Below are 21,970 nucleotides of genomic sequence, written 5' to 3'. Positions count from 1 at the left end.
TGGGGTGGGTCTTCTAGGGAACGGAATCGATCTTGGGCCGCTCGTCACCGGAACGTTCCTCGTCCATACGAGCACCGGTCGCCAGACCGTAGCCGATCCCGCGCACGGTCCGGATGAGCCGCGGTACCTCCAACTTGGAACGCAGGGTGCCGATGTGCACCTCCAGGGTGCGCAGGGTGCCGGGCCAAGAGGTGTGCCACACACGCAACAGCAGATGTTCACGGGAGACCACCCGGCCGGCCTCACGGACCAGCACCACGAGCAGGTCGAACTCCTTACGGGTGAGCTCGACGGGCCTTCCCTGGCACTCGACGGTACGGGTGCCCAGGTCCACCCGTACCGGGCCGGCCTCCAAAACGGTGTCGACGTGCTTGCGCGTGCGGCGCAGGACCGCCTCCATCCGCGCACAGAGTTCATCGATCACCAGTGGTTTGACCAGGTAGTCGTCGGCCCCCGAGCGCAGCCCCAGGACACGCTCGCGCTGCCGCCCTCGTGCGGTGACCATGAGGAGGGCGGTGTCCCCGAAGTCCTGCCGGCGGCGTAACAACCGGCACAGTTCGATCCCGTCCATGTCCGGAAGTCCAAGGTCGAGCAGAACGACGTCCGCCGGGGACGCGGCCAGCGCGTCCCCGGCGGTGTGCGCCTGATCGACCTCGTAGCCCTGCGCCTGGAGGGCCCCGGTGAGCGCGTCGGCGAGTCGGACGTCGTCCTCGACGAGAAGCACGTTGATCATGAACACGGTCCTTCGGGGGGTGTGACGGGAGGCTGGTACGCACCCTAGCCGGACCGTGCGCCCCGTGATACGGCGAAAGGGCCCACTCCGCGTGAGGAACCCGATTCACCTGGTGGCGAGAACGCGCGAGCGCCCCTTCAGGAACGCTCCTTCGCAGCACCGATGTGCACGTCCGGGACGATCTCCGGGGCGCCGTGCTGTACCGCGTCGGCCGCCTGATCGGTCTCCTGTTCCTGGGCGGCGCGTTCGGCCTCGATGCCCTTGCGGTAGTACTCCACCTCGCGCTGCACCTGCTCCTTGCTCCAACCCAGGAGACCGGCCATCAACTCGGCGGTCTCCTCGGCGGCGGCGATCCCGCGATCCCATGTCTCGAAGGAGATCCGAGTACGTCGGGACAGGACGTCCTCCAAGTGACGGGCGCCCTCGGCCTCCACCGCGTAGACGACCTCCGCCCGGAGGTAGTCGTCGGCTCCGGTCAGCGGTCGTCCCAGGTCCTCGCGCTCTCGGATCAGATCCAGCACGTCGTGGACCGAGGAACCGAACCGACGCAGCAGGTGCGAGACCCTCGATACGTGCAGACCCACCTCACGTGCCAACCGGTGCCGTTGGTTGTACAACGCCGCGTAACCGTCCGCTCCCACCAAGGGAAGCTTGTCGGTGACCGAATCCGGGATCGCCCCACCCAGTCCGTGGGCCACCGCGTCCACCGCGTCCTTGGCCATGACCCGGTAGGTGGTGTACTTTCCGCCCGCGATGAGCACCAACCCCGGCACCGGGTGCGCGACCGTGTGTTCACGAGACAGTTTGGAGGTCTCCTCCGACTCCCCCGAGAGCAGCGGACGCAGCCCCGCGTAGACGCCCTCCACGTCGTCGCGGCTCAAGGGTGTGCGCAAGACCTGGTTGATGTGGTCCAAGACGTAGTCGATGTCGGCCCGGCTGGCCGCGGGGTTCTCCTTGTCCAGGTCCCAGGAGGTGTCCGTGGTGCCGATGATCCAATGGCGACCCCACGGGATCACGAACAGCACGCTCTTCTCGGTCTGCAAGATCATGCCGGACGAGGCCTGGATGCGGTCGCGCGGCACCACCAGGTGCACGCCTTTGGAGGCGCTGACGTGGATCTGTCCACGCCCGCCCACCATCTCCTGGATGTCGTCGGTCCACACCCCGGCGGCGTTGACCACCTGGCGGGCCCGGACCCGGATCCGTTCCCCGCTCTCCAGGTCCGCCGCGGTCGCCCCCACCACGTGTTCGCCCTCACGGAGGAACTCCACCGCCTGTACCCGGGAGGCGATCCTCGCACCCAGGCCGGCGGCGGTGCGCAGGACCGTGGTGACGTAGCGGGCGTCGTCGACCTGGCAATCCCAGTACTGGACGGCACCGGCCAGGGCGTTGCGTTTGAGCGCGGGGAAGACCCGCATGGCGCCGGACCGGGTCAGGTGCCGGTGTGCGGGCAGGACGCGGTTGTTCCGGGAACTCTGGGCGAGGATGTCGTAGAGCGTGACACCGGCACCGATGTAGAAGCGTTCCCAGTGGTGTTGGAACGGGAAGAGGAACGGCACCGGTCGGACCAGGTGCGGGGCGATGGTGGTGAGCAGCAGTCCACGCTCTTGGAGGGCCTCTCGGACGAGTTCGAAGTCGAATTGCTCCAGGTAACGCAGACCTCCGTGAATGAGCTTGCTGGATCTGCTGGAGGTGCCCGACGCGAAGTCGCGGGCCTCGATCAGTCCCGTGGAGAGTCCGCGTGAGACCGCGTCCAGGGCGATACCGGCCCCGACGATTCCGCCCCCGACCACGAGGACGTCGAGTTCCTCGTGCGCCATGGACTCAAGCGCGGCGGTGCGGTCCTTCGGTCCCAACCAGGTGGTCGCCATAGGTCGTCCTTCGTCTCGATGGGTGTCCCACCAAGGCGCATACCCGATCGGTGGGACCTCAGGCTAACCAGGGGCCGGCGGTGTCGAGGGGTGCCACGCGCCGACCCCATGGTTCCGGGTAGGGGCGGGCCGACGCCGCCACCTCCTCGGCGAGGGCACGGCGTAGCTCCGCCGTGCACGGCGAACCGTCGGTCTCCTACACCTTCGAGTACACGTTGCCCTGATCGGATGTGAGGGCGCCCCGATCACGGAGGGCGTCCTCGGGCGCATGGGGATCACCTTGAACGGGTAGTCCGCTCGCACGGCGTCTTTCGATGAGGAGGGGACGTGTACAGGAGACTGGAATCGGCCAACGACGACGTGCTCGGTTTCGAGGTGGAGGGCACGATCTCCCAGGATTCCTTCGAGGAACTCCTGGAAGAGGTACGCCGAACCATCGACCGCGACGGACCGGTACGCCTCCTCGTCCGGATCCACGGATGGCCCACGAGCGCAACACCGACCCTGGGCGAGCGATTCCGCTTCGCCCGGGATCACTTCGACGACATCGAGCGCTACGCGGTGGTGGGAGAAGCCAAGGCCATCGAGTACCTCATCGGTCTGGCGGACGCCTTCGTCGACATGGACCTGCGCTTCTTCGAACTCGATGAGCAAGCGCAGGCGTGGGACTGGGTGAACGACAGGGGCACGCCTCAGGAGGCGTCGGCGTAGGCGTGGGCGTAGGCCAGGACGTCGTCCCGGTAGGAACCGGACCGGTTGTAGGTCAGCAGTGCTTCCTCCCAGTCCTGCGTCGTGGCCAGGTCCCGGCCGTCCCCGCACAGGTAGCGGGCGGCGGTCAGGGAGGCGTCATCGATGTTGTGCGGGTCGGGGGTCCCGCCTTCGAGTGACTCTCCCCAGCGGGCCCAGGTCGTGGGAATGAACTGCATCGGGCCGACGGCACGGTCCCACTCGGTGTCCCCGTCCAGCTCACCGCCGTCGGTGTCCGGGATGGCCCTGGTGTTGTTGGTGCCGTCCAAGGGGATGCCGATGATGTCGACGGTGGTGGTGCCGTCCGGTCCGATCTCACCGCCCGCGTAGGTGCCGTGCCGGGACTCCACGTAACCGATACCGGCCAGGGTCGGCCAGGACAGTCCGCAGGAGGGCGAATCCTCCTCCAGCACCAGTTGGGCGCTCGCGTATCCCTCCAGGGCACGTCGCGGGATGCCCGTGCCGTCGGCGACCTCGTCCAGCCAGACCTCGTCGGGGCGCAGGGGACCGGCCTCGGGACCGGTGCGTTCGTCCGCGCCCGCCTCGGCCAGCTCCTCGGCCGCCTCTTCGGCCTGCGCGGTGACCCTGGCGTGCTCGGGTGGCCCGGTGAGTTCGTCGTGCGGAGGGGTCGCGATCGAACCATCGGAGGGGTGCACCGTGGACGCGCTCGGGGCCTCCCAGTCGTTGAGCGCGGTGGAGATCCGGCCCACCAGGACCACGACGCCCGCCGTCACGATCAGGCACACGACCAGGGCGAGGCTGACCGCGATCACCGGACCGCGACCACGGCGCCGTCGGGCGTCGGTCGCGCTCTCATTCATGCAGCCCTCCCCAAGAAAAGGTCACCAAGTCATCACGAGACAACAAAACATGCCCCATGGTGGCACATCGTGTCCACCTGATCGCACCGGTATGCGCAGAAAAAGAGGAACGTCCCACTCACATGTGGGACGTCCCTCTGATGTTCCGACGTCTTCAGGAGCCGGCCGGTCCGCGAAGGAACCTAGCGGTGCGGGTTGACGACGACCTCGACTCGCTGGAACTCCTTCAGGTCGCTGTACCCTGAGGTCGCCATGGTGCGACGCAGGGCGCCCATGAGGTTCATGGAGCCATCGCTGGTGGAGGCCGGGCCGTGCAGGATGGCCTTGAGGTCGCCGATGGTGCCGACCTCGACCCGCTCACCACGCGGAAGCTCACCGTGGTGAGCCTCACTGCCCCAGTGGTAACCGCCACCGGGCGCCTCGTTGGCGCGGGCCAGCGGCGAGCCCACCATCACGGCGTCGGCACCACAGGCCAGCGCCTTGGCGATGTCACCACTGCCGGTCATACCGCCGTCCGCGATGACGTGCACGTAGCGACCACCGGACTCGTCCAGGTAGTCACGTCGGGCCGCGGCCACGTCACCGATGGCACTGGCCATCGGGACGGCCACCCCCAACACCGAACGGGTGGTGTGCCCCGAACCACCACCGAACCCGACCAGCACCCCGGCGGCACCGGTGCGCATCAAGTGCAGGGCCGCGGTGTAGGTGGCACAACCACCGACCACCACGGGCACGTCGAGGTCGTAGATGAACTGCTTGAGGTTGAGCGGCTCGGCCCGACCCGAGACGTGCTCGGCGGAGACCGTGGTGCCGCGGATGACGAAGATGTCCACACCCGCGTCGACGACCGCCTTGTGGTACTGGGCGGTACGCTGCGGTGACAGGCGCGCGGCGGTGACCAGCCCGGAGCCACGGATCTCCTCGATCCGGCGGCCGATCAGTTCCTCCTGGATCGGAGCCGCGTAGATCTCTTGGAGCCGTTTGGTGGCGGCCACGTCGTCGAGTGCACGGATTTCCTGAAGCAGCGGCTCCGGGTCCTCGTAACGCGTCCACAGACCCTCCAGGTCCAAGACGCCGAGGCCACCCTGTTCCCCGACCGCGACCACGGTCTGGGGCGAGGCGACGCTGTCCATGGGGCTGACCACGAGGGGGGTCTCGAACCGGTAGGCGTCGATCTGCCAGGCGATCGATACCTCCTCCGGGTCGCGGGTTCGTCGAGCCGGTACGATCCCGATCTCGTCGAGTTCGTAGGCGCGACGCCCGTTCTTGCCCAGCCCGATCTCCACCTGAGCCAACGCTTCGATTCCCCTCTGACGTGCGGCACCGGTCGGTCGACCGGAGCGATGACCGCGGACGCGAGTCTATCGGCCCTTGGACTCGTGTCTTCTCCGTGCGCCCCGGAAGTCGCCCGTTCGGGCACCACCGGGTCGGGTTCGTCTCGACACCGTGCACGACGAGCCGAGGGCACCCACCGGGACCGCGCCGTAGGCGTCCGTTGAAGGCGGTGACGGGTGACGAAGAGGCCGGGCGCCTTCGGCCGCCAGGTGCGAGGAGAGCGTGTTCGCCACGATCCGAACCATTGTCTGCCTTTCGGTGCCCGAACACGGGTCGAAGCCGAGCAGGGGCTCGAAACGGCCCGCCTCTAGCGAGCGTTGTAGTTGGGCGCCTCGACCGTCATCTTGATGTCGTGCGGGTGGCTCTCGCGCAGTCCGGCGCTGGTGATGCGCATGAGCTGACCACGTTCGCGCAACTCTGACAAGGTGCGGGTACCCGCGTACCACATGGACTGGTGCAGGCCACCGACCAACTGGTGGGCGACGGCTGAGAGCGGGCCACGGAAGGGCACCTGACCTTCGATCCCCTCGGGGACCAGCTTGTCCTCGGTGGCGACGTCGGCCTGGGCGTAGCGGTCCTTGGAGAAGGAACGACCGCGCATGGCGCCCAGCGACCCCATCCCGCGATAGGCCTTGAACTGCTTGCCGTTGATGAAGATGAGTTCGCCCGGGCTCTCCTCCACACCGGCGAGGAGGCTGCCCAGCATGACGGTGCCGGCGCCGGCGGTGATGGCCTTGGCGATCTCACCGGAGTACTGGAGGCCACCGTCGGCGATGAGCGGAACCTCGGCGGGACCACAGGCCTTGGCGGCTTCGAGGATGGCGGTGAGCTGCGGGGCTCCCACACCGGCGACGACGCGCGTGGTGCAGATCGAACCGGGACCCACCCCGACCTTGACGGCGTCGGCGCCGGCGTCGATGAGCAGTTGGGCCCCCGCTCGCGTGGCGACGTTGCCCGCGACGACGTCGGCGCGGGAGTTGGCCTTGAGCTTGGCGATCATGTCGGCGAGTCCGGCGGAGTGACCGTGTGCGGTGTCGACCACGAGGAAGTCGACCCCGGCCTCGACGAGCAGCCTGGCACGTTCCTCGGCCTCTTCGCCCACGCCCACGGCGCCGCCGACGATGAGCCGTCCGTCGGCGTCCTTGGTGGCCTTGGGGAACTGCTCGCTCTTGATGAAGTCCTTGACGGTGATGAGGCCGCGAAGGCGGTTGTCCGCGTCCACCAGCGGGAGCTTTTCGACCTTGTGCTCGCGCAGCAGGGCGAAGGCCCGCTCACGGCTGACACCGACGGGGGCGGTGACCAGGTTCTCGGTGGTCATGACGTCGCGGACCAAGCGAGAACGGTCGTCCTCGAAGCGCATGTCACGATTGGTGACGATACCGACCAGAATGCCCTTGGAGTCGGTGACCGGGACACCGGAGATCCGGTAGTGGGCACACAGACGCTCGACCTCGGCGAGGTCGTCCTCGGGCTGACAGGTGACCGGATCGGTGACCATGCCGGCCTCGGAGCGCTTGACCAGGTCGACCTGGCCGGCCTGCTCCTCGGCGGAGAGGTTGCGGTGCAGGACACCGGCGCCGCCCTGGCGGGCCATCGCCACGGCCATGCGGGCCTCGGTGACGGTGTCCATCGCCGCGGACAGCAGTGGGATGCTGAGTTCGATGTTGCGGGACAGCCGCGTCGTGGTGTCCACCTCACCCGGCTGAAGGTCGGAGTAACCCGGCACCAGCAGGACGTCGTCGTAGGTCAGACCGGGCGGGAGCAGTTTGTTCCCGTAGTCGCCGTCGTAGTCCTGGCTCATGACACAACCTCCGCTGTTGACCGGCAGCACCTGCGCGGTTCGCCTCCGCGTGTCGTCTCATCTTAGGCCGTCACCTTGGACGCATCGGGTGAATCGGAGCGTTCACTCCATCACCCCGCTCCCCGGGTGTGCAAGGTCACACCCCCTCCGTGGCCGGTCCACCGAGGGCTCACCGGAGCGGGGCACCCGGGTAGTGACAATACCCGCGTGAGGTCCGAATCCGCGGAAGGACGAAACGGTTCGGGCAGGTACGCCGCCCGGGTCCGGCCCCTCGTCCATGCTCGAGGGAGGACCTATGGAAGGACGCGGTTCGCCAAGGCCACTTTCCGAAGCCGAGCGATAGCTCGGTGCTGGGCAACCCGTACCGCCCCTGCCGACATTCCAAGGAGATGTCCCGTCTCGTCCGCTGTCAATCCTGTGATCACCCGCATCACCAGCAGTCTGCGCTGCTGTTCGGGTAGTTCGTCGAGGAGGTCCCTGGCCCGTTGCGCCTCGATCACGCGCACGGCCGCCTCCTCGGGCCCCGGCCCGTCGTCTGGCTGCTCGGGCACGTGGTCGGTGGGGACCGTCTCCACGCGTCCGGCCCCCCGAAGGGTGTCGGCCACCTTGTGCGCCGCGATCCCGAACACGAAGGCGGCGAAGGGCCTACCCCGGTCCTGGTAGCGGGGCAGCGCCGTGAGGAGGGCGAGACAGACCTCTTGGGCGACGTCGTCCGAATAGTGTGCCAACCCTGAGACCCGTGCCAGGCGGTTGTGGCAGTACTTCACCACCATGGGCCGAATCTCGCGCAGCAACGAGTCCATCGCGCCGTCGTCCCCCTGGACGGCGAGCGACCCCAGATGGTTCAAACCCGTCTCGCGCATTTCGGAGTCCGCCCCCTGATGCCCTCCGGGTGTGCCTGTCCGCTGCGCGGTGATGCCCCCCCGGGCGCCTGCATCCGTCACGTTACGAATAATGCCCGCACCGTGGGACCCAACCACTCCAATCAGCGGCTACGGAATGGTCACATTTTGGGAAAATAGCCCGCAAGCACCACGGCGTAGGGGTTCTTTTCGCCGCTCAGCGTGATAGTGAGACGCACCACCATGAGCGGGGGCGGAGCGCCTCGACGCTCCGCCCCCATGACCCACGGATCAGATCCGGGCCCTGCTGGGTCCTGTTGTTCGGATCATTCCGGGCTCGCGGCCACCACGTCGCCGCTGGCGGCGCCGGTGTCGCTCGGACGGCCGAGCCCGGGCCGACCTTCGCTCATCGTCTGGCGAGAGGTCGCGTGGACGGCCGCTCGCATCGGTCGGCGCAAGCGCCGAGCCGACCGAAAGCATCCAAAAACAGTCCCTAGTGGGCGTGGCCGTGACCGTCGTCCTCGTCTTCCTCGGGCTTGTCCACGACCAACACCTCGGTGGTCAGCAGCATGCCCGCGATGGACGCGGCGTTCTGGACGGCGGAGCGAGTGACCTTGACCGGGTCGAGGATGCCCACGGAGGTCAGGTCGCCGTATTCACCGGTCGCGGCGTTGAAGCCGTGGCCGACCTCCATCTCCGAGACTCGGTGGGTGACGACGTAGCCCTCGGCGCCCGCGTTCTCCGCGATCCACCGGGCGGGCTCGACCAGGGCACGACGCACGATCGCCACACCGGTGGCCTCGTCGTCGCTCAGGCCGAGGTCGCCCAGGGCGGTGGAAGCGTGCACCAGGGAGGCGCCACCACCGGCCACGATGCCCTCCTCGATGGCCGCACGGGTCGCCGAGATGGCGTCCTCCAGACGGTGCTTCTTCTCCTTGAGCTCGACCTCGGTGGCCGCGCCCACCCGAAGCACCGAAACACCACCCGCGAGCTTGGCGAGGCGCTCTTGGAGCTTCTCACGGTCCCAGTCGGAGTCGCTGGCCTCGATCTCGTTGCGGATCTGGCGGACGCGGTCGTCCACCTCGGCTTGCTCACCAGCGCCGTCGACGATGGTGGTGGTGTCCTTGGTGATGGTGATGCGCCGGGCACTACCCAGCACATCCAGTTCGGCGTTGTCCAGGGTCAGGCCGACCTCTTCGGCGATGACCTGACCACCGGTGAGGACGGCGATGTCCTGGAGCATGGCCTTGCGGCGCTCACCGAAGCCGGGCGCCTTGACGGCCGCGACGTTGAGCGCGCCGCGCATCTTGTTCAGCACCAGGGCACCCAGGGCGTCGCCCTCGATGTCCTCGGCGATGATCAGGAGCGGCTTCTTGCTCTGGACGACCTTCTCCAGGATCGGCAGCAGCTCGTTGAGGTTATCGATCTTGCCCTGGTTGATCAGGATGAGGGCGTCTTCCAGCACCGCTTCCTGACGGTCTCCGTCGGTGACGAAGTAGGGGGAGACGTAGCCCTTGTCGAACTGCAGGCCCTCGGTGAAGTCGAGGTCCAAGCCGAAGGTCGGCGACTCCTCGACGGTGATGACACCGTCCTTGCCGACCTTGTCGAAGGCTTCGGCGATCAGGTCGCCGATCTGGGCGTCCTGAGCGGAGTTGGTCGCCACGTAGGCGATGTCGGAGCGCTCCTTGATCGGAACGGCGCGCTCCAGCAGGGTTTGCGCGACCTCGGCGGCCGCGGCGTCGATGCCCTTCTTCAGGGACATCGGGGAGGCCCCGGCGGCCACGCTGCGCAGACCCTCGCGGATCAGTGCCTGGGCCAGCACGGTGGCGGTGGTGGTCCCGTCACCCGCGGCGTCGTTGGTCTTGGTGGCGACCTCCTTGACCAGCTGGGCGCCCAGGTTCTCGTAGGGCTCGTCCAGCTCGATCTCACGGGCGACGGTCACACCGTCGTTCGTGATGGTGGGGGCGCCGAACTTCTTGTCGATGACGACGTTGCGTCCACGCGGGCCCAGCGTCACCTTGACGGCGTCGGCGAGATGGTTCACGCCCTGTTCGAGGGCGCGGCGGGCGTCGTCCTCGAACTCCAGGATCTTCGGCATCTGTGCTGCTTCCTCTTAGCGATATGAGGTCGGAACGAGAACATCCCGCCCCGCCCGGCTTCGAGGGCCGACCGGTGCGGGATGTCGAGGTGTTTGTGCCGAGGACTACTTCTCGACGACCGCGAGAAGGTCGCGGGCGGAGAGCACCAGGTACTCCTCGCCGTCGTACTTGACCTCGGTGCCGCCGTACTTGCTGTAGAGAACGACGTCGCCGACCTTCACGTCCAGCGGGATGCGGTTCTCACCCTCGTCGTCCCAGCGGCCGGGGCCCACGGCCAGGACCTCGCCCTCCTGGGGCTTCTCCTTGGCGGTGTCCGGAATGACCAGACCGGAGGCGGTGGTCTGCTCGGCCTCCAGGGTCTTGACCACGACGCGGTCCTCGAGCGGCTTCAGCACGGTCTTGGTGGCGGTCGACACGGTGTGACCTCCCCCTTCAAGGTTTCGGTGTCCTGTACATCGGCCCGTGCGGTAGCACGGACCGGCTACGTAAAAGGGGCGACCGCGGCGGCCTGTCGTCGCGGGTGCCAGACCGGCCTCGTCGCGGTTAGCACTCTACCCCCGAGAGTGCCAGAATGGAAATGTGGCGGGGGCCTTGGTCATGAGGGCGGGCCCGCTACTCCGTCGTGCCCAACGCAGGAGGATCCATGCACCTTCCCGCCTTCTCGGCGCTGCTCACCGACACGGGGCGCGAGGTCCTGGAGGAGGTGGACCCGGTCTCGGTCACCAAGGACCCCCTGGCGACCGCCTCCCGACTACGCCAAGACCCGAAGGTGGCCGCGCTGGACCCGAACCTTCCCGTGAGCGAACTGGTCAACGCGGTGATGACCCAGATGGGACTGCGGGAACGGGGCCGCGCCAAGTTCGGCGACCGGGCCAAGCGGATGTTCTTCACCCCGAACGGCCTGGAACAGGCCACGCGGCACACGGTGGCCGAGTACCGTGCCCGCCGCACCACGGAGATGGCCGAGGCGGTCTTGGGCAACGGTGGGGCCGGCGACCTGTGCTGTGGTCTGGGCGCCGACCTGCTGGCCTTGGCCACGCGGGGTGTTCCAGTGGAGGGAGTGGAGGCCGACCCGCTGACCGTGGCGGTGGCCCGAGCCAACATCGAAGCCCTGGGGTTGGGCGACCACGCGCGTATTCGCGAGGGCGACGTGAACGAGGTGGACCCGAACGCCTACCCCCTCCTGTTCTGCGACCCCGCTCGCCGAGGTGGCCGGGGCCGGGTGTTCGACCCTTCGGCCTACTCCCCGCCGTGGGACGTGGCCACCGCCCTGGCCGAGGCCGCCGAGGCCGCCTGTTTGAAGGCCGCTCCCGGCATCCCGCACGAAGCACTCTCCCCCGGCGCCCACGCCGAATGGATCTCGGTGGACGGCGAACTGAAGGAGACCACACTGTGGTTCGGAGCGCTCGCGAAGGGACCGCGGCGACGCGCGACGGTGTTGCACGAACGGCCGGGACTGTTGGCGAGCGAGGGCACGGTCGCCCACCTGGACGCCGACCCGGACCTACCCCCCGCCCCGGTGTCGACGGCGCGTCGGTACCTCTACGACCCGGACCCGGCGGTGGTTCGATCGCACCTGGTGGCGGAGGCGGCCGCGCGAGTGGACGGCGCGCTGTTGGACGAGCGCATCGCCTACTTCACCTCGGACCAAGCCCAGGTCTGCCCCCTGTGGCGAGTCCTGGAAATCGTGGAGTTCGCACCGTTCTCGTTGAAGCGGCTCCGCTCCTCCGTGCGCGCGTACGGGGCCGGGACAATAACGATCAAGAAACGTGGTTCGGCGGTGGACACCGAGAAACTCCGCCGTGCCCTGAGACCCTCCGGATCGGAATCAATGACGATCGTCCTCACCCGAATCGGAGAAAGGCCCTTCTACCTGCTATGTCGCGGAATCGAGGCGTCGTAGGGGCTCTGAAGCACCTTTTGAGCCTTCGAGTCGAGGCCGCCAAGGCATTCCGGTCACAGCGCGCAGACCATATCGTTATCTCCCACAACGACATCTTCGGCGATCCCCTCTGGTTACCCCGTGTGATGTCGTTAAACTGGCGACCGCTGCATTCTTCCCTTCTCATGGCTTCACCCGGAAGGCCGTGCTTGTTCGATCCGTCTCGCGGTTCAGCCGGCACAAGGCCCGCGTCCACAGTGCGCACGCTCAGTCACATCTACGTCACATCAAGGCACGTGCAATGCGAAACGACGCTCACCCGGGGACCATCGAGAACCCGTCCCCCCGGAACCTCCACCGTCCGACGAACCGGGTGACACGGACGGGAGCGCCAGAACCATAAGGAGCACCTCGGTGGAACAGACCAATCACAATTTCCTCAGCGGGGGAGGTCAAGCCGGTGTCTCCGACCGGATGCGAGACCTCCTGTCCCAGGCCGCCCAGGAACATGTCTCGGAGCAGAAGTCTCAGGGCGCGGTCAGCGAGGAGATGCGTCAGCGTCTCGAAGGCATGGAGTGGTTGCTGCGCGAACTACGCGAGCGCGAACTCATCGCCCTGTCCGAGTCGATCGGCACGGTCAACGGTCGGATCGACGAGTTCTTGGCCCGACCACCGGAGTGGGCCGAGGCCCTCGCCGAGCACATAGAGGTCGTCGGCCGACAGATCAAGCCCTTGTCCGACATGCCCTCCCTGCGAGCGGACACCCACCGCCTCGCCGGCCACCTGGACACCGCGCTGACCCGACTTCAGCGCATGGCCGAGACGGGCACCCGGACCGCGGAGCAGGTCACCGAGATCAGCGAGCGCGTCAGCACACTGGACCAGACCATGAGCGCTCGTTTGGACGCGCTCGACGCGGCCCTGGAGAACCTCAACGGCCGGGCCGAGGCCATCGAAGCCTCTCTGATCGCGGGTAGGGGCGAACTGGCCGGCACGATCGAGCGGACCCGCGAGGCCGTTCGGGAGAGCCGCACGGAACTCACCGGTGCCCTCACCGAGCACGTCGCCGAACTCCGCTCGTTCGTGGAGGAGCGCACCTTTGAGCAGAACGAGACGCTGCTGGCCCGTCTCGAGGAGAACACCGGTGCGTTGGGCGAGCGCCACGAGGCCCTGTCCGACGGGCTCAAGGCCCTCGCCGACACCTCCGAGCAGCGCCACGCGACCCTGAGCCAGGAACTCAAGACCCTCGCCACCGCCGCCGACGAACGTCACCAGGCCCTCAGTGGTGAACTCAAGGCCGCCGAGACCGCCGCCACCGAGCGGCACGAGGCCCTGCACGGCAGGGTCACCGAGAGCGTCGGTCACCTCAGCACTCAGGCCGAGGAGAACCACGCCGAGAGCACCGCCGCCGTCGCCGACCTCACCGGTACCCTCGGCAAGCTGCGGGAGAACCACGAGTCCTCCCTCACCGAACTGCGCTCGCACCTACGCCGGCGTCTGTCCGAGTTGGACGAGCAGATCGAGTTGGGCCGTACCGAGACCCGCGAGCACGCGGAGGCCACCGCCGAGAGTCTGCGCGCGTCCGTCGCCGAGCGTTCCGACGCCCTGGCCACCCGGGTCTCACAGGACGCGGAGAGGACCGCCACGGAACTCGCCGAGATGCGGTCCTTCATGCAGGAGACGGGGGACAGGCTCACCACGGAGTCCGAGGATCGTCACCGGGCGTTGACCGAAGCGCTCACCGAGCAGGCCGAAACCCACCGGACCGCGCTCGACGAGCGCTTGGAGCGGCACCGCGAGACCCTCAGCGGCAAGGTGGACAACCACCTGTCGCAGATCACCGGAAAGGTCGACCACGAGTTGGGCCGGCTCACCGACCGGTTCGACACCTTCGAGGGACACTTCGAGGGCAGCTTCGAAAGCGTCGAGGGCAAGATCGACCGAGTGGACGGGCGCCTGGACGGTGTCAACGGCCGCTTGGACGGCATCGACGGCCGCGTCAACGGTGTCGAGGGCAAGTTCGAGGGGGTCAGCGGCCACTTCGAAGGTGTCGACGGCCGAATGGAGGCCATCGACGACCGGATGGAGGCGCTCAACCAGCGGCTCAACCAACTCCCGCAGACCCTGGAGGTCAGCGAGGTGCACCGGCGCCTCACCGAGTTGGTGGACCGCCCGCAGTTGGACCACTCCGGCAGGCTCGACGAGATCGACGCGAACATCACCTCCGCGGTCGAGCCGCTTGTGCGGGAGCTCAAGCAGCGCCCGGACCGTCACGAATTCGAGGAGACCGTCACCGAGGCGGTGGAGAACTCGCACGACGACATCACCAAGCGGTTCACCTCCCTGGAAGAGACGGTGCTGGCCCTGGCCGAAGCGCTGTTGCGTCCGGGGCGCGACGGTAAGAAGCGGCGTCACCACGACGAGGACGACGACGAGTAACGACCCACCGCCTCGTCACCGGTCCCACCCCGAAGGGCCCGGCCGCTGGATGAACTGCTCCCTGGAAGTCGGACCGCGAATCCGGTCCTCGGCCAGGGAGCAGTCCCACGAGAGCGAGCAGCATGCTCACCCGGGGCCGTCCCGCCCATTCGGGGTCGGCACCTTTCCGGTCACCGGACGCGGTAGGGGCGAGTGGAGCACGGCCCACACGGACTTCGGCCCGTTCATGGTTCCGGCGATCCATTCGGGCGTCCGGCTGGTGCACCACCACTGCGGTGACTCCGCGTCCCGGGACGCGGAGTCCTTCCCCCGCTCCCTCTGAGCCTGATGCTCCGGTGACCCGCGTCCAGGTCACCAGAGCCCTCTATCCGATCCACCTGGCCGAAGGCACGGGCTTTCCCGTCCCGCGTTCAGGGAGTGAGAACGATCTTGCCGAAGAGTTCCCCTTCGGCCATCGCCCGGAAGCCCTCCCTGGCTTCCTTGAGCGGCAGAACCCTGTCGATCTTCGGTCGGATGCCGGTACGCACGCACATCTCGGTCAAGGCCTGGAGTTCCTCCTTGGTGCCCATGGTCGAACCCAGCACCCGCAACTGTAGGAAGAACACCCGGGTCAGCTCGGCGGAAGGGGCGTCACCACTGGTGGCGCCGCAGGTGACGATGGCGCCACCCGGCTTCAGGGAGCGAACCGAGTGCTTCCACGTGGCCTCTCCCACGGAGTCGAACACCACGTCCACCCTTTCCGGTAGACGCTCACCCGAAGGCACCGCGGCGTAGGCGCCCAGTTCCAGGGCCTTGGCGCGCTTGGCCTCGTCGCGGCTGGTCACGTACACCCGGTGGCCCACCTGGGAGGCCAGGGTGATCAACGCGACCGACACCCCTCCCCCAGCGCCCTGCACCAACACGGTGGAGCCGGGGCGCAGGTCGGCCTTGCCGAAGAGCATGCTGTAGGCGGTCAGCCAGGCCGTGGGCAAACAGGCGGCTTCTTCGAAGGACAGCTCCGCGGGCTTGGGAACGAGGTTCTCCCGGGGCACGAGGACCTTCTCCGCGAGGGTGCCGTCGTGGACCTCGGAGAGCAGGGAGAAGCGTGGCGACCTCCCCGGCGCGGCGGGTTCGGTGATCACGCTGTGCACGATGACTTCGTTGCCGTCCTCATCGATTCCGGCGGCGTCCCCGCCCAGGACCATCGGCAGGCGGTCCTGCTCGAGCGCGACCCCTCGCAGGCTCCAGATGTCGTGGTGGTTGAGCGAGGCCGCCTTGACCCGGACCGTGGTCCAGCCCTCGCGGGGTTCGGGGTCGGGACGCTCACCGATCTCCAAGCCGGAGAGTGGGTCGTCGAACGAGATACGTGCTGCGGTGATGGCGAACATACCCGTAGCCAACCACGTCGACCGAGCTCGGTTCTAGTCCCGCCCCCGGTTCGCCGTTCACATCGCCAGTGGGGAACCCACCGGCAGGGAGGTGTCCGTGGCCAGGTCCAGGGACGACGGGGGCAGACCCGCCTTCACCACCTCGGCGCCCAGCGCGGCGATCATCGCGCCATTGTCGGTGCACAGACGCGGCCGAGGCACACGCAGCTCGATGCCGGCCTCGGCGCAGCGCTGCTCGGCCAAAGCGCGCAGCGCCGAGTTGGCCGCCACGCCACCGCTGATCACCAGGGTGCGTACTCCATGCTCCACGCAGGCGTCGACGGCCTTGCGGGTGAGCACGTCCACGACGGATTCTTGGAAGGCGGCGGCGATGTCGGCGACCACGAGGGGCACGCCCTGTCGTTCGGCGTCCTCGACGTGGCGGGCCACGGCGGTCTTCAAGCCGGAGAAGGAGAAGTCGTAGGTACCGTCTCCCCACTTGCCTCGGGGGAACCGGATGGCCTTGGAGTCGCCGCGCTGCGCGGCGGCGTCGATGGGCGGCCCGCCTGGATAGGGCAGTTCCAGCAGGCGGGCGACCTTGTCGTAGGCCTCACCCGCGGCGTCGTCGACGGTGTCGCCCAGCGAGACCACCCCGGTGGCCAGGTCGTTGACCAGTAGCAACGATGTGTGCCCACCGGACACCAACAGGGCGATGGAGGGCTTGGGAAGGGGCCCGTGCTCCAACTGGTCCACGGCCACGTGACCGACCAGGTGGTTGACCCCGTACAGAGGTTTGCCCAGGGCCATGGCGTAGGCCTTGGCCGCGGAGACGCCCACCAGGAGCGCACCGGCCAGTCCGGGACCGGCCGTGACGGCCACGGCGTCGACGTCGGCGAGGGTGACACCGGCCTGGTCCAAGGCGCGACGCACGGTGGGGGTCATGGCTTCCAAGTGGGCGCGGCTGGCGACCTCGGGCACCACGCCACCGAAGCGCACGTGCTGGTCGACGCTGGAGGCGACCGAGTCGCCGAGCAGCTCACAGCCTCGGACCAACGCCACGCCGGTCTCGTCGCAGGACGTCTCGATCCCCAGGATCAACGGCTCACTCACGGATTCTCCTCCTCCGCGACGCGCCGCATGACGATCGCGTCGGCCCCCTTGTAGTAGCCCCGTCGAACACCGAGCTCGATGAAACCGAAACGTCGGTACAGGTCCTGGGCACGCGGGTTGTCCGAACGCACTTCCAGGAACGTCTCGGTGACGCCGCGCGCCGCCGCCTGGTCCAGGAGTTCGGTGAGCAGTGCCCGACCGATGCCCCTTCCCCAGGCGTCCTCGGCCACGGCCATGGTCTGTACGTCTCCTTCGGGCGGGACGAATCGCAGCCCGGCGTCCCCGACGAGCCGGCCGTCGGTCTCGGCCACCACGTAGTGGCGGGTGGCGGTCTCGGCGAGTTCGTCGCGCAGCACCCCCTCGCTCCAGGCGTCGAGCGGGAACAGCCGTCGCTCCAGCTCCATGACGGCGGGAACGTCCGCGCCGGTCATGGGGCGCAGGGTCGGTTCGATGATCACTTCACCCACTGGCGGACCTTCTTCGGCGCTCCGGGTTCGACGGCGTCGGGCCGACGCAGGTAGAGGGGGACGGGTTCGGGAAGTTCCTCCCCCCGATGCAGGCGCAGCAGGGCCAGTTCGGCCATGGCCCCGGCATCGGGCAGGTGGGGCTCCTGGGCCTGGGTGTTCAGGACGTCGGCGTACATGCGGGCCCCGTCACCGATCAGGGGTAGGTCTTCGGTGTCGATCTCGGCGGGCCGGTCGACCTGGACCTCGCCCGTCCGGGTGAGGTGGTCGTCGTAGCGCGCCCAGAACACCTCCTTGCGTCGGGCGTCGGTCATACCGAGGAAGGGTTCGGTGCGCTTGGTGGCGAAGGCCAACGCGTCCAGGGTGACCACCCCGTGGCAGGGGATGCCGAGGGCGTCGGCGAAGGCGCGTCCGGTGGCCAGGCCCACGCGCAGACCGGTGTAGGGACCGGGGCCCACGCCCACCGCGATGTGGTCGAGCTCGGCGAGGGTGAGCCCGGATTCGGTGAGCAGTCCCTGGATCGTGGGGGTGAGGAGTTCGCCGTGTCGGCGGGCGTCCACGGAGCTCGCGCTCGCGCGGAGGGCGAAGGCGCCGTCGGCGTCGGTCTCACCGATGGCCGCGGTGACCGCCGGGGTGGCGGTGTCGAAGGCAAGGAGCAGCACGAAGGTTCCGCCTTATCCACGTCCGGCGAGGGCGCCGGGCAGGTCGATCTCGGCCCACCGGGGCCCGACCGGGCGCAGGTGGACGGTGCGGGTGTCATCGGTGTGTCGTTCGATCCGGATCTCGAGCCGGTCCTCGGCCAGCCCTTCGGCCACGCCCTCGCCCCACTCGACGACGGTGACGGAGTCGGTCAGGGTCATGTCCAGGTCGATGTCGTCGATCTCGTCCGGGCCACCGAGCCGATAGGCGTCCACGTGCACGAGGGCGGGACCACCCTTGAGCGAGGGATGGATCCGGGAGATGACGAAGGTGGGCGAGGTGACCGATCCCCGCACGCTCAGGCCTTGGCCCAGCCCTTGGGTGAAGGTGGTCTTTCCGGCGCCCAGGGGCCCGGAGAGGATGAGCAGGTCCCCTGGACGGGCGAGGGTGGCGAGATCACGGCCGAGGGCGCGCATGGCCTCGTCGGTGGCGGCGGTCACCGCGTGGACGTCGGGCACGCCGGTGGTGGTGGCTGTGGTGTCTGTCATGGGCTCGCAGCTTGTCGCAGTGGTGGTTCGATGGGCCGTGAAGCGCACCGAGATTCCCTCTTCCGCCAGGTTAGGTGGGGCGAGGGACGTTCGTGACCGGTATCGGCGAAGAAGTCAGGAATCGCCGACGTACTCGCGGGGCACACGTACACCGACCCGCGTGACGATCTCGTACGGGATGGTGTCCAGGGCATCGGCCCAGTCCTGCGCGGTGGGGACGTCGGTGTGCTCGCCCGGATCGCCGAACAGTATCGCGTAATCCCCCGCGGCCACGGCGTCGTCTTCGACATCCACAACGAACTGGTCCATGCAGACTGTTCCCGCGATGGTGCGTCGGCGCCCTCCGAGGAGGAGGGGCCCTTTGTTGGTGGCCGCGCGGGGGACCCCGTCCGCGTAGCCCAACGGCACCAGGGCCAGGGAGGTCTCGCGCTCGGTGACGTATCGGTGACCATAGGAGACGCCACTGCCGGCCGGCACCCGTTTGGTGAGTGCGATCTTGGATTCCAGGGTCATCGCGGGCCGCAATCCGGGCACACTCAAATCCGGGATCGGACAGAGACCGTAACTCGCGATTCCGCCACGCACCAGATCGAAACGCGCCTCGGGAAGGGTCAACAACGCGGCCGAGTTGGCGATGTGTCGAACCTCGGGGGTCAGCCCCGCCTTGTCCGCGATCCCCAGACTCTCGTGGAACACGTCCAGTTGCGCCTGAATCGAGGGGTGACCGGGTTCGTCCGAGCAGGCGAAGTGCGACCACACCCCACTGACCTTGATGAGCCCTCGTTCCTCGGCGCGCGCGGCGGCCTCGACCACCGACTCCCAATCACCACGGGAGACCCCGCCGCGATTAAGGCCGGTGTCGGTCTTGAGCTGCACCCGGGCCGGAAGGTTCAGGCGTCGGGCCTCGGCGACCACCTCGTCCAGTACGGCCCGGTCGCTGACCCCCAGATCGATGTCGGCCTCGATGGCCGCCCCCACGGGTTCGCCCGGTGGAATGATCCAGGACATCACCGGGATGGTGATCCCGGCCTCGCGCAGTGCCAGGCCCTCCTTGATCTGGGCGGTGCCCAGCCAGCTCGCGCCGCCCGCGATGAGGGCACGGGCGGCCGGAAGCATGCCGTGGCCGTACCCATCGGCCTTGACCACACCCATCAAAGGGGTGCCCCCCGCCCGCTCACGGAGCAGCCGGGCATTGGAGGTGATCGCGTCCACGTTGACGCGAGCGTGCGCGAAAGGAGCCATACCTCCAGTGTTTCACGCTCGGGTTACCTCTGAGGAGCTGCGGGTAGGTGGCCTACGACCGAATTGGAGCCCTATTTCAGGGATATCGGTATGAACGAAAACGGTAGTGAACGAGCCGTCAACATCACCCGGCTCTGGTCGGGCGGGTTGGCCACGGCCGTGGTCGCCGCACTGGTGATCCTCGCGGGCACGCTGATCGTCCGCGGGATCTTCGGTGTGCCGGTGCTGGCACCGGAGGAGGCCGGCCACTTGGGCGACGCGGGGACCGTGGGTTACGCGTTGCTGGCCGCCCTGATCGCCCTCATCGCGACGGCACTGATGCACATGCTCTTGCTGTCCGCGCCACGGGCGCTCTCGTTCTTCGGCTGGATCATCGGGCTGGCCACGGCCATCGCGGCCGTCACGCCCTTCACCCAGGGCGCCGAACTCTCCAGCCAGATCTTCACGGGTCTGATCAACCTGGTCTGCGGTATCGCCATCGCCTCGCTGCTGCGCGGCGTGGGTCGCAGCGCCATCATCAGCCGGGTTCCCGCCACCCCCGAGAGTCGACCGGAGCCCGCTCTGTATCAGGAAGGCGTCCTGCCCGGGGTCGGGCAGCGGGACTACGACCCCGCCCGCTATCGCGCGATGGAGGAGGACGCCGAGTACGACGAGGCCCGAGCCCGTGCCGAGCGGCAGAAGGCGGAGGAAGAGCGTGCCCGTTACGGGACCCGCGACGACTGAGCACGTACGAAGGAACGAGTACGGGGACGGGGCCTGGTGACAGGCCCCGTCCCCCTTCTTCGGTCCTGGAGTCGGATGCCGCTCAAGGGCCCACGACCAGGGTCTGGGCGTGTTGGGCGCTCAGGCAGTGTTCGATGACCATGACCGCCGCACCGATGACACCGGCGCTCTCACCCGCTTTGGACGAGACGATGCTGAGGTTCTCGGTGGCCAGGGGCAGGGAGCGCTGGTAGATGATCTCGCGCGCGCCGGCCAGAAGGTGGTCCCCCGCCATCGCCAGGGCACCGCCGATGACGATCACGGACGGGTTGAGCATGTTGACGGCGGCGGCCAGGACCTCACCGATGTCGCGACCGGCTTGGCGTAGGGCGCGCAGAGCGGGGACCGACCCACTACGGGACAACTCCACCACTTCGCGGGCACTCCTGGCGGGCACGCCTTCGGCGGTGAGGGCCTCGGCCAGGGCGTGCCCACTGGCGACGGCTTCGAGGCAACCGGTGTTGCCACATCGGCAGGGGCGTTGTTCACCGTTGGGGACGTGGATGTGCCCCATGTCCCCGGCCGCTCCTTGGGCACCCCGGTAGACCCCGCCCTCACTCACGATGCCGCAACCGATGCCGGTGGCGACCTTCACGAACAGCAAGTGACCGGCCGTGGGCCAAGCGACGTGGTGCTCGCCCAGGGCCATGATGTTGACGTCGTTGTCCACGAGCACCGGCCGGTCGAATGAGGTCCCGACGTGTCCGGCCACGTCGAAGTGATCCCAACCGGGCATGATCGGCGGGTTGACGGCGCGGCCGGTGGAGTGTTCGACCGGTCCGGGCAGACCGATGCCCACGCCGAGGAGTTCGCCACCGTCACGCTCCGTGGAGGAGAGCAGGGCCCGGCCGTGTTCGACCACCCAGTCCAGGACGGGCTCCGGCCCCAGGGCGATGTCGATGTCCGCGCGGTCCTCGGCCAAGACGGTCCCGGACATGTCGGTGAGGGCCAGGCGTGCGTGGGTGGCGCCGAGGTCGGCTGCCAGGACGACGCGTGCACCGGGGCGGAACGAGAAGGTCGTGGGCGGCCGACCGCCGGTGGAGACCGCTTCGCCGGCCGGCCCGATGAGTCCGCTGGCCAGGAGCGCGTCGACGCGCTGGGTGACCGTGGAGCGGGCCAGACCCGTGACGGAGGCCAGTTCGGAGCGGGTACGGGGGCGGCCGTCGCGGAGCAGCCGGAGCAGGGTGCCGGCGCCGGGCGCGGCCGTGGGGGTGCCCGGGTCGACCTTGCCCGTCCCCCGGTCGGTGAGCGCTTCTTCCGTCATGTGGACAGTGAATCACAGGATC

Annotated in this window: 19 protein-coding genes; 4 read left to right on the top strand and 15 right to left on the bottom strand. The window is 68.3% G+C overall.

Annotated features, from left to right (window positions below; genetic code table 11):
• Nucleotides 1-13 precede the first annotated feature (13 nt).
• Nucleotides 14-733, bottom strand: coding sequence for a response regulator transcription factor (locus D472_RS0104895; RefSeq protein WP_017603387.1), 720 nt, complete (start codon nucleotides 731-733; stop codon nucleotides 14-16).
• 137 nt (nucleotides 734-870) lie between these two features.
• On the bottom strand, nucleotides 871-2,604 hold the full coding sequence (gene glpD, locus D472_RS0104890; RefSeq protein ID WP_017603386.1) for a glycerol-3-phosphate dehydrogenase: 1,734 nt from the start codon (nucleotides 2,602-2,604) through the stop codon (nucleotides 871-873).
• Between the two features lie 327 nt (nucleotides 2,605-2,931).
• Here glpD and D472_RS0104885 point away from each other — a divergent pair, with 327 nt between their 5' ends.
• Nucleotides 2,932-3,315 (top strand): SpoIIAA family protein, encoded by a 384-nt coding sequence (locus D472_RS0104885; protein ID WP_017603385.1) that lies wholly within the window; start codon nucleotides 2,932-2,934, stop codon nucleotides 3,313-3,315.
• Here the strand turns inward: D472_RS0104885 and D472_RS0104880 are convergent.
• The 6 genes from D472_RS0104880 to groES all read right to left on the bottom strand — a co-directional run bounded on the left by D472_RS0104880 (nucleotide 3,297) and on the right by groES (nucleotide 10,668).
• The gene (locus D472_RS0104880) at nucleotides 3,297-4,172 is read right to left on the bottom strand and encodes a lytic transglycosylase domain-containing protein (protein WP_017603384.1); all 876 of its coding nucleotides are present in this window, start codon (nucleotides 4,170-4,172) and stop codon (nucleotides 3,297-3,299) included. The two genes, D472_RS0104885 and D472_RS0104880, sit on opposite strands and share 19 nt — an antisense overlap.
• 182 nt (nucleotides 4,173-4,354) lie before the next feature.
• Entirely contained in the window at nucleotides 4,355-5,461 is a 1,107-nt protein-coding gene (locus tag D472_RS0104875) for a GuaB3 family IMP dehydrogenase-related protein (protein ID WP_017603383.1), read from the bottom strand.
• 356 nt (nucleotides 5,462-5,817) lie between these two features.
• Complete coding sequence (guaB, locus tag D472_RS0104870) at nucleotides 5,818-7,311, bottom strand: IMP dehydrogenase (RefSeq protein WP_017603382.1); 1,494 nt, start codon at nucleotides 7,309-7,311, stop codon at nucleotides 5,818-5,820.
• Between the two features lie 293 nt (nucleotides 7,312-7,604).
• Complete coding sequence (locus D472_RS0104865) at nucleotides 7,605-8,174, bottom strand: sigma-70 family RNA polymerase sigma factor (RefSeq protein ID WP_017603381.1); 570 nt, start codon at nucleotides 8,172-8,174, stop codon at nucleotides 7,605-7,607.
• Nucleotides 8,175-8,646: 472 nt separating this feature from the next.
• On the bottom strand, nucleotides 8,647-10,251 hold the full coding sequence (groL, locus tag D472_RS0104860) for a chaperonin GroEL (RefSeq protein ID WP_017603380.1): 1,605 nt from the start codon (nucleotides 10,249-10,251) through the stop codon (nucleotides 8,647-8,649).
• A gap of 105 nt (nucleotides 10,252-10,356) precedes the next feature.
• Complete coding sequence (gene groES / locus D472_RS0104855) at nucleotides 10,357-10,668, bottom strand: co-chaperone GroES (RefSeq protein ID WP_017603379.1); 312 nt, start codon at nucleotides 10,666-10,668, stop codon at nucleotides 10,357-10,359.
• A 227-nt stretch (nucleotides 10,669-10,895) separates the two neighbouring features.
• Here groES and D472_RS0104850 point away from each other — a divergent pair, with 227 nt between their 5' ends.
• Together D472_RS0104850 and D472_RS0104845 are read left to right on the top strand one after the other, a co-directional pair.
• Nucleotides 10,896-12,155, top strand: a complete 1,260-nt coding sequence (locus tag D472_RS0104850) for a class I SAM-dependent methyltransferase (protein ID WP_017603378.1) — start codon at nucleotides 10,896-10,898, stop codon at nucleotides 12,153-12,155.
• Nucleotides 12,156-12,548: 393 nt separating this feature from the next.
• Nucleotides 12,549-14,573 carry a hypothetical protein gene (locus D472_RS0104845; protein WP_017603377.1) on the top strand — a complete coding sequence of 675 codons (2,025 nt, stop codon included), beginning with the start codon at nucleotides 12,549-12,551 and terminating at the stop codon, nucleotides 14,571-14,573.
• 410 nt (nucleotides 14,574-14,983) lie between these two features.
• On the opposite strand, the gene D472_RS0104835 is transcribed toward D472_RS0104845, so the two are convergent.
• The 6 genes from D472_RS0104835 to alr form a co-directional block, all read right to left on the bottom strand.
• A complete protein-coding gene (locus tag D472_RS0104835; RefSeq protein WP_017603375.1) occupies nucleotides 14,984-15,940 on the bottom strand; it encodes a zinc-binding dehydrogenase in 957 nt (318 codons plus the stop codon).
• Nucleotides 15,941-15,997: 57 nt separating this feature from the next.
• Complete coding sequence (gene tsaD / locus D472_RS0104830) at nucleotides 15,998-17,029, bottom strand: tRNA (adenosine(37)-N6)-threonylcarbamoyltransferase complex transferase subunit TsaD (RefSeq protein ID WP_017603374.1); 1,032 nt, start codon at nucleotides 17,027-17,029, stop codon at nucleotides 15,998-16,000.
• Complete coding sequence (gene rimI / locus D472_RS0104825; protein WP_051045939.1) at nucleotides 17,026-17,460, bottom strand: ribosomal protein S18-alanine N-acetyltransferase; 435 nt, start codon at nucleotides 17,458-17,460, stop codon at nucleotides 17,026-17,028. Before rimI ends, tsaD begins: the two co-directional genes overlap by 4 nt.
• A 23-nt stretch (nucleotides 17,461-17,483) precedes the next feature.
• Nucleotides 17,484-18,155 carry a tRNA (adenosine(37)-N6)-threonylcarbamoyltransferase complex dimerization subunit type 1 TsaB gene (gene tsaB, locus D472_RS0104820; RefSeq protein WP_017603372.1) on the bottom strand — a complete coding sequence of 224 codons (672 nt, stop codon included), beginning with the start codon at nucleotides 18,153-18,155 and terminating at the stop codon, nucleotides 17,484-17,486.
• A gap of 12 nt (nucleotides 18,156-18,167) precedes the next feature.
• Nucleotides 18,168-18,680: a tRNA (adenosine(37)-N6)-threonylcarbamoyltransferase complex ATPase subunit type 1 TsaE gene (gene tsaE / locus D472_RS0104815; protein ID WP_017603371.1), complete on the bottom strand. Its 513-nt coding sequence runs from the start codon at nucleotides 18,678-18,680 to the stop codon at nucleotides 18,168-18,170.
• A 114-nt stretch (nucleotides 18,681-18,794) separates the two neighbouring features.
• Nucleotides 18,795-19,922, bottom strand: coding sequence for an alanine racemase (gene alr, locus D472_RS0104810; protein ID WP_017603370.1), 1,128 nt, complete (start codon nucleotides 19,920-19,922; stop codon nucleotides 18,795-18,797).
• Nucleotides 19,923-20,012: 90 nt separating this feature from the next.
• Here alr and D472_RS0104805 point away from each other — a divergent pair, with 90 nt between their 5' ends.
• Nucleotides 20,013-20,645, top strand: a complete 633-nt coding sequence (locus D472_RS0104805) for a DUF6069 family protein (RefSeq protein WP_017603369.1) — start codon at nucleotides 20,013-20,015, stop codon at nucleotides 20,643-20,645.
• Nucleotides 20,646-20,727: 82 nt separating this feature from the next.
• Here D472_RS0104805 and D472_RS0104800 read toward each other — a convergent pair whose 3' ends face one another.
• Nucleotides 20,728-21,948, bottom strand: a complete 1,221-nt coding sequence (locus D472_RS0104800) for an ROK family transcriptional regulator (protein WP_017603368.1) — start codon at nucleotides 21,946-21,948, stop codon at nucleotides 20,728-20,730.
• Nucleotides 21,949-21,970: the final 22 nt, after the last annotated feature.

The sequence above is a fragment of the Nocardiopsis alkaliphila YIM 80379 genome (assembly GCF_000341005.1).
GTDB lineage: Bacteria > Actinomycetota > Actinomycetes > Streptosporangiales > Streptosporangiaceae > Nocardiopsis > Nocardiopsis alkaliphila.
The sequence above is the reverse complement of the archived record's forward strand: the minus strand, read 5'-3'. Positions and strand labels throughout refer to the sequence as shown.

Excerpts from the sequence above, each read along its gene's own strand:
- glpD (WP_017603386.1), bottom strand. The coding sequence starts at position 2,604 with ATGGCGACCACCTGGTTGGGACCGAAGGACCGCACCGCCGCGCTTGAG.
- D472_RS0104850 (WP_017603378.1), top strand. The coding sequence starts at position 10,896 with ATGCACCTTCCCGCCTTCTCGGCGCTGCTCACCGACACGGGGCGCGAG.
- D472_RS0104835 (WP_017603375.1), bottom strand. The coding sequence starts at position 15,940 with ATGTTCGCCATCACCGCAGCACGTATCTCGTTCGACGACCCACTCTCC.
- rimI (WP_051045939.1), bottom strand. The coding sequence starts at position 17,460 with ATGACCGGCGCGGACGTTCCCGCCGTCATGGAGCTGGAGCGACGGCTG.
- groL (WP_017603380.1), bottom strand. The coding sequence starts at position 10,251 with ATGCCGAAGATCCTGGAGTTCGAGGACGACGCCCGCCGCGCCCTCGAA.
- alr (WP_017603370.1), bottom strand. The coding sequence starts at position 19,922 with ATGGCTCCTTTCGCGCACGCTCGCGTCAACGTGGACGCGATCACCTCC.
- D472_RS0104895 (WP_017603387.1), bottom strand. The coding sequence starts at position 733 with ATGATCAACGTGCTTCTCGTCGAGGACGACGTCCGACTCGCCGACGCG.
- tsaE (WP_017603371.1), bottom strand. The coding sequence starts at position 18,680 with ATGACAGACACCACAGCCACCACCACCGGCGTGCCCGACGTCCACGCG.
- D472_RS0104800 (WP_017603368.1), bottom strand. The coding sequence starts at position 21,948 with ATGACGGAAGAAGCGCTCACCGACCGGGGGACGGGCAAGGTCGACCCG.
- guaB (WP_017603382.1), bottom strand. The coding sequence starts at position 7,311 with ATGAGCCAGGACTACGACGGCGACTACGGGAACAAACTGCTCCCGCCC.
- D472_RS0104880 (WP_017603384.1), bottom strand. The coding sequence starts at position 4,172 with ATGAATGAGAGCGCGACCGACGCCCGACGGCGCCGTGGTCGCGGTCCG.
- D472_RS0104865 (WP_017603381.1), bottom strand. The coding sequence starts at position 8,174 with ATGCGCGAGACGGGTTTGAACCATCTGGGGTCGCTCGCCGTCCAGGGG.
- D472_RS0104805 (WP_017603369.1), top strand. The coding sequence starts at position 20,013 with ATGAACGAAAACGGTAGTGAACGAGCCGTCAACATCACCCGGCTCTGG.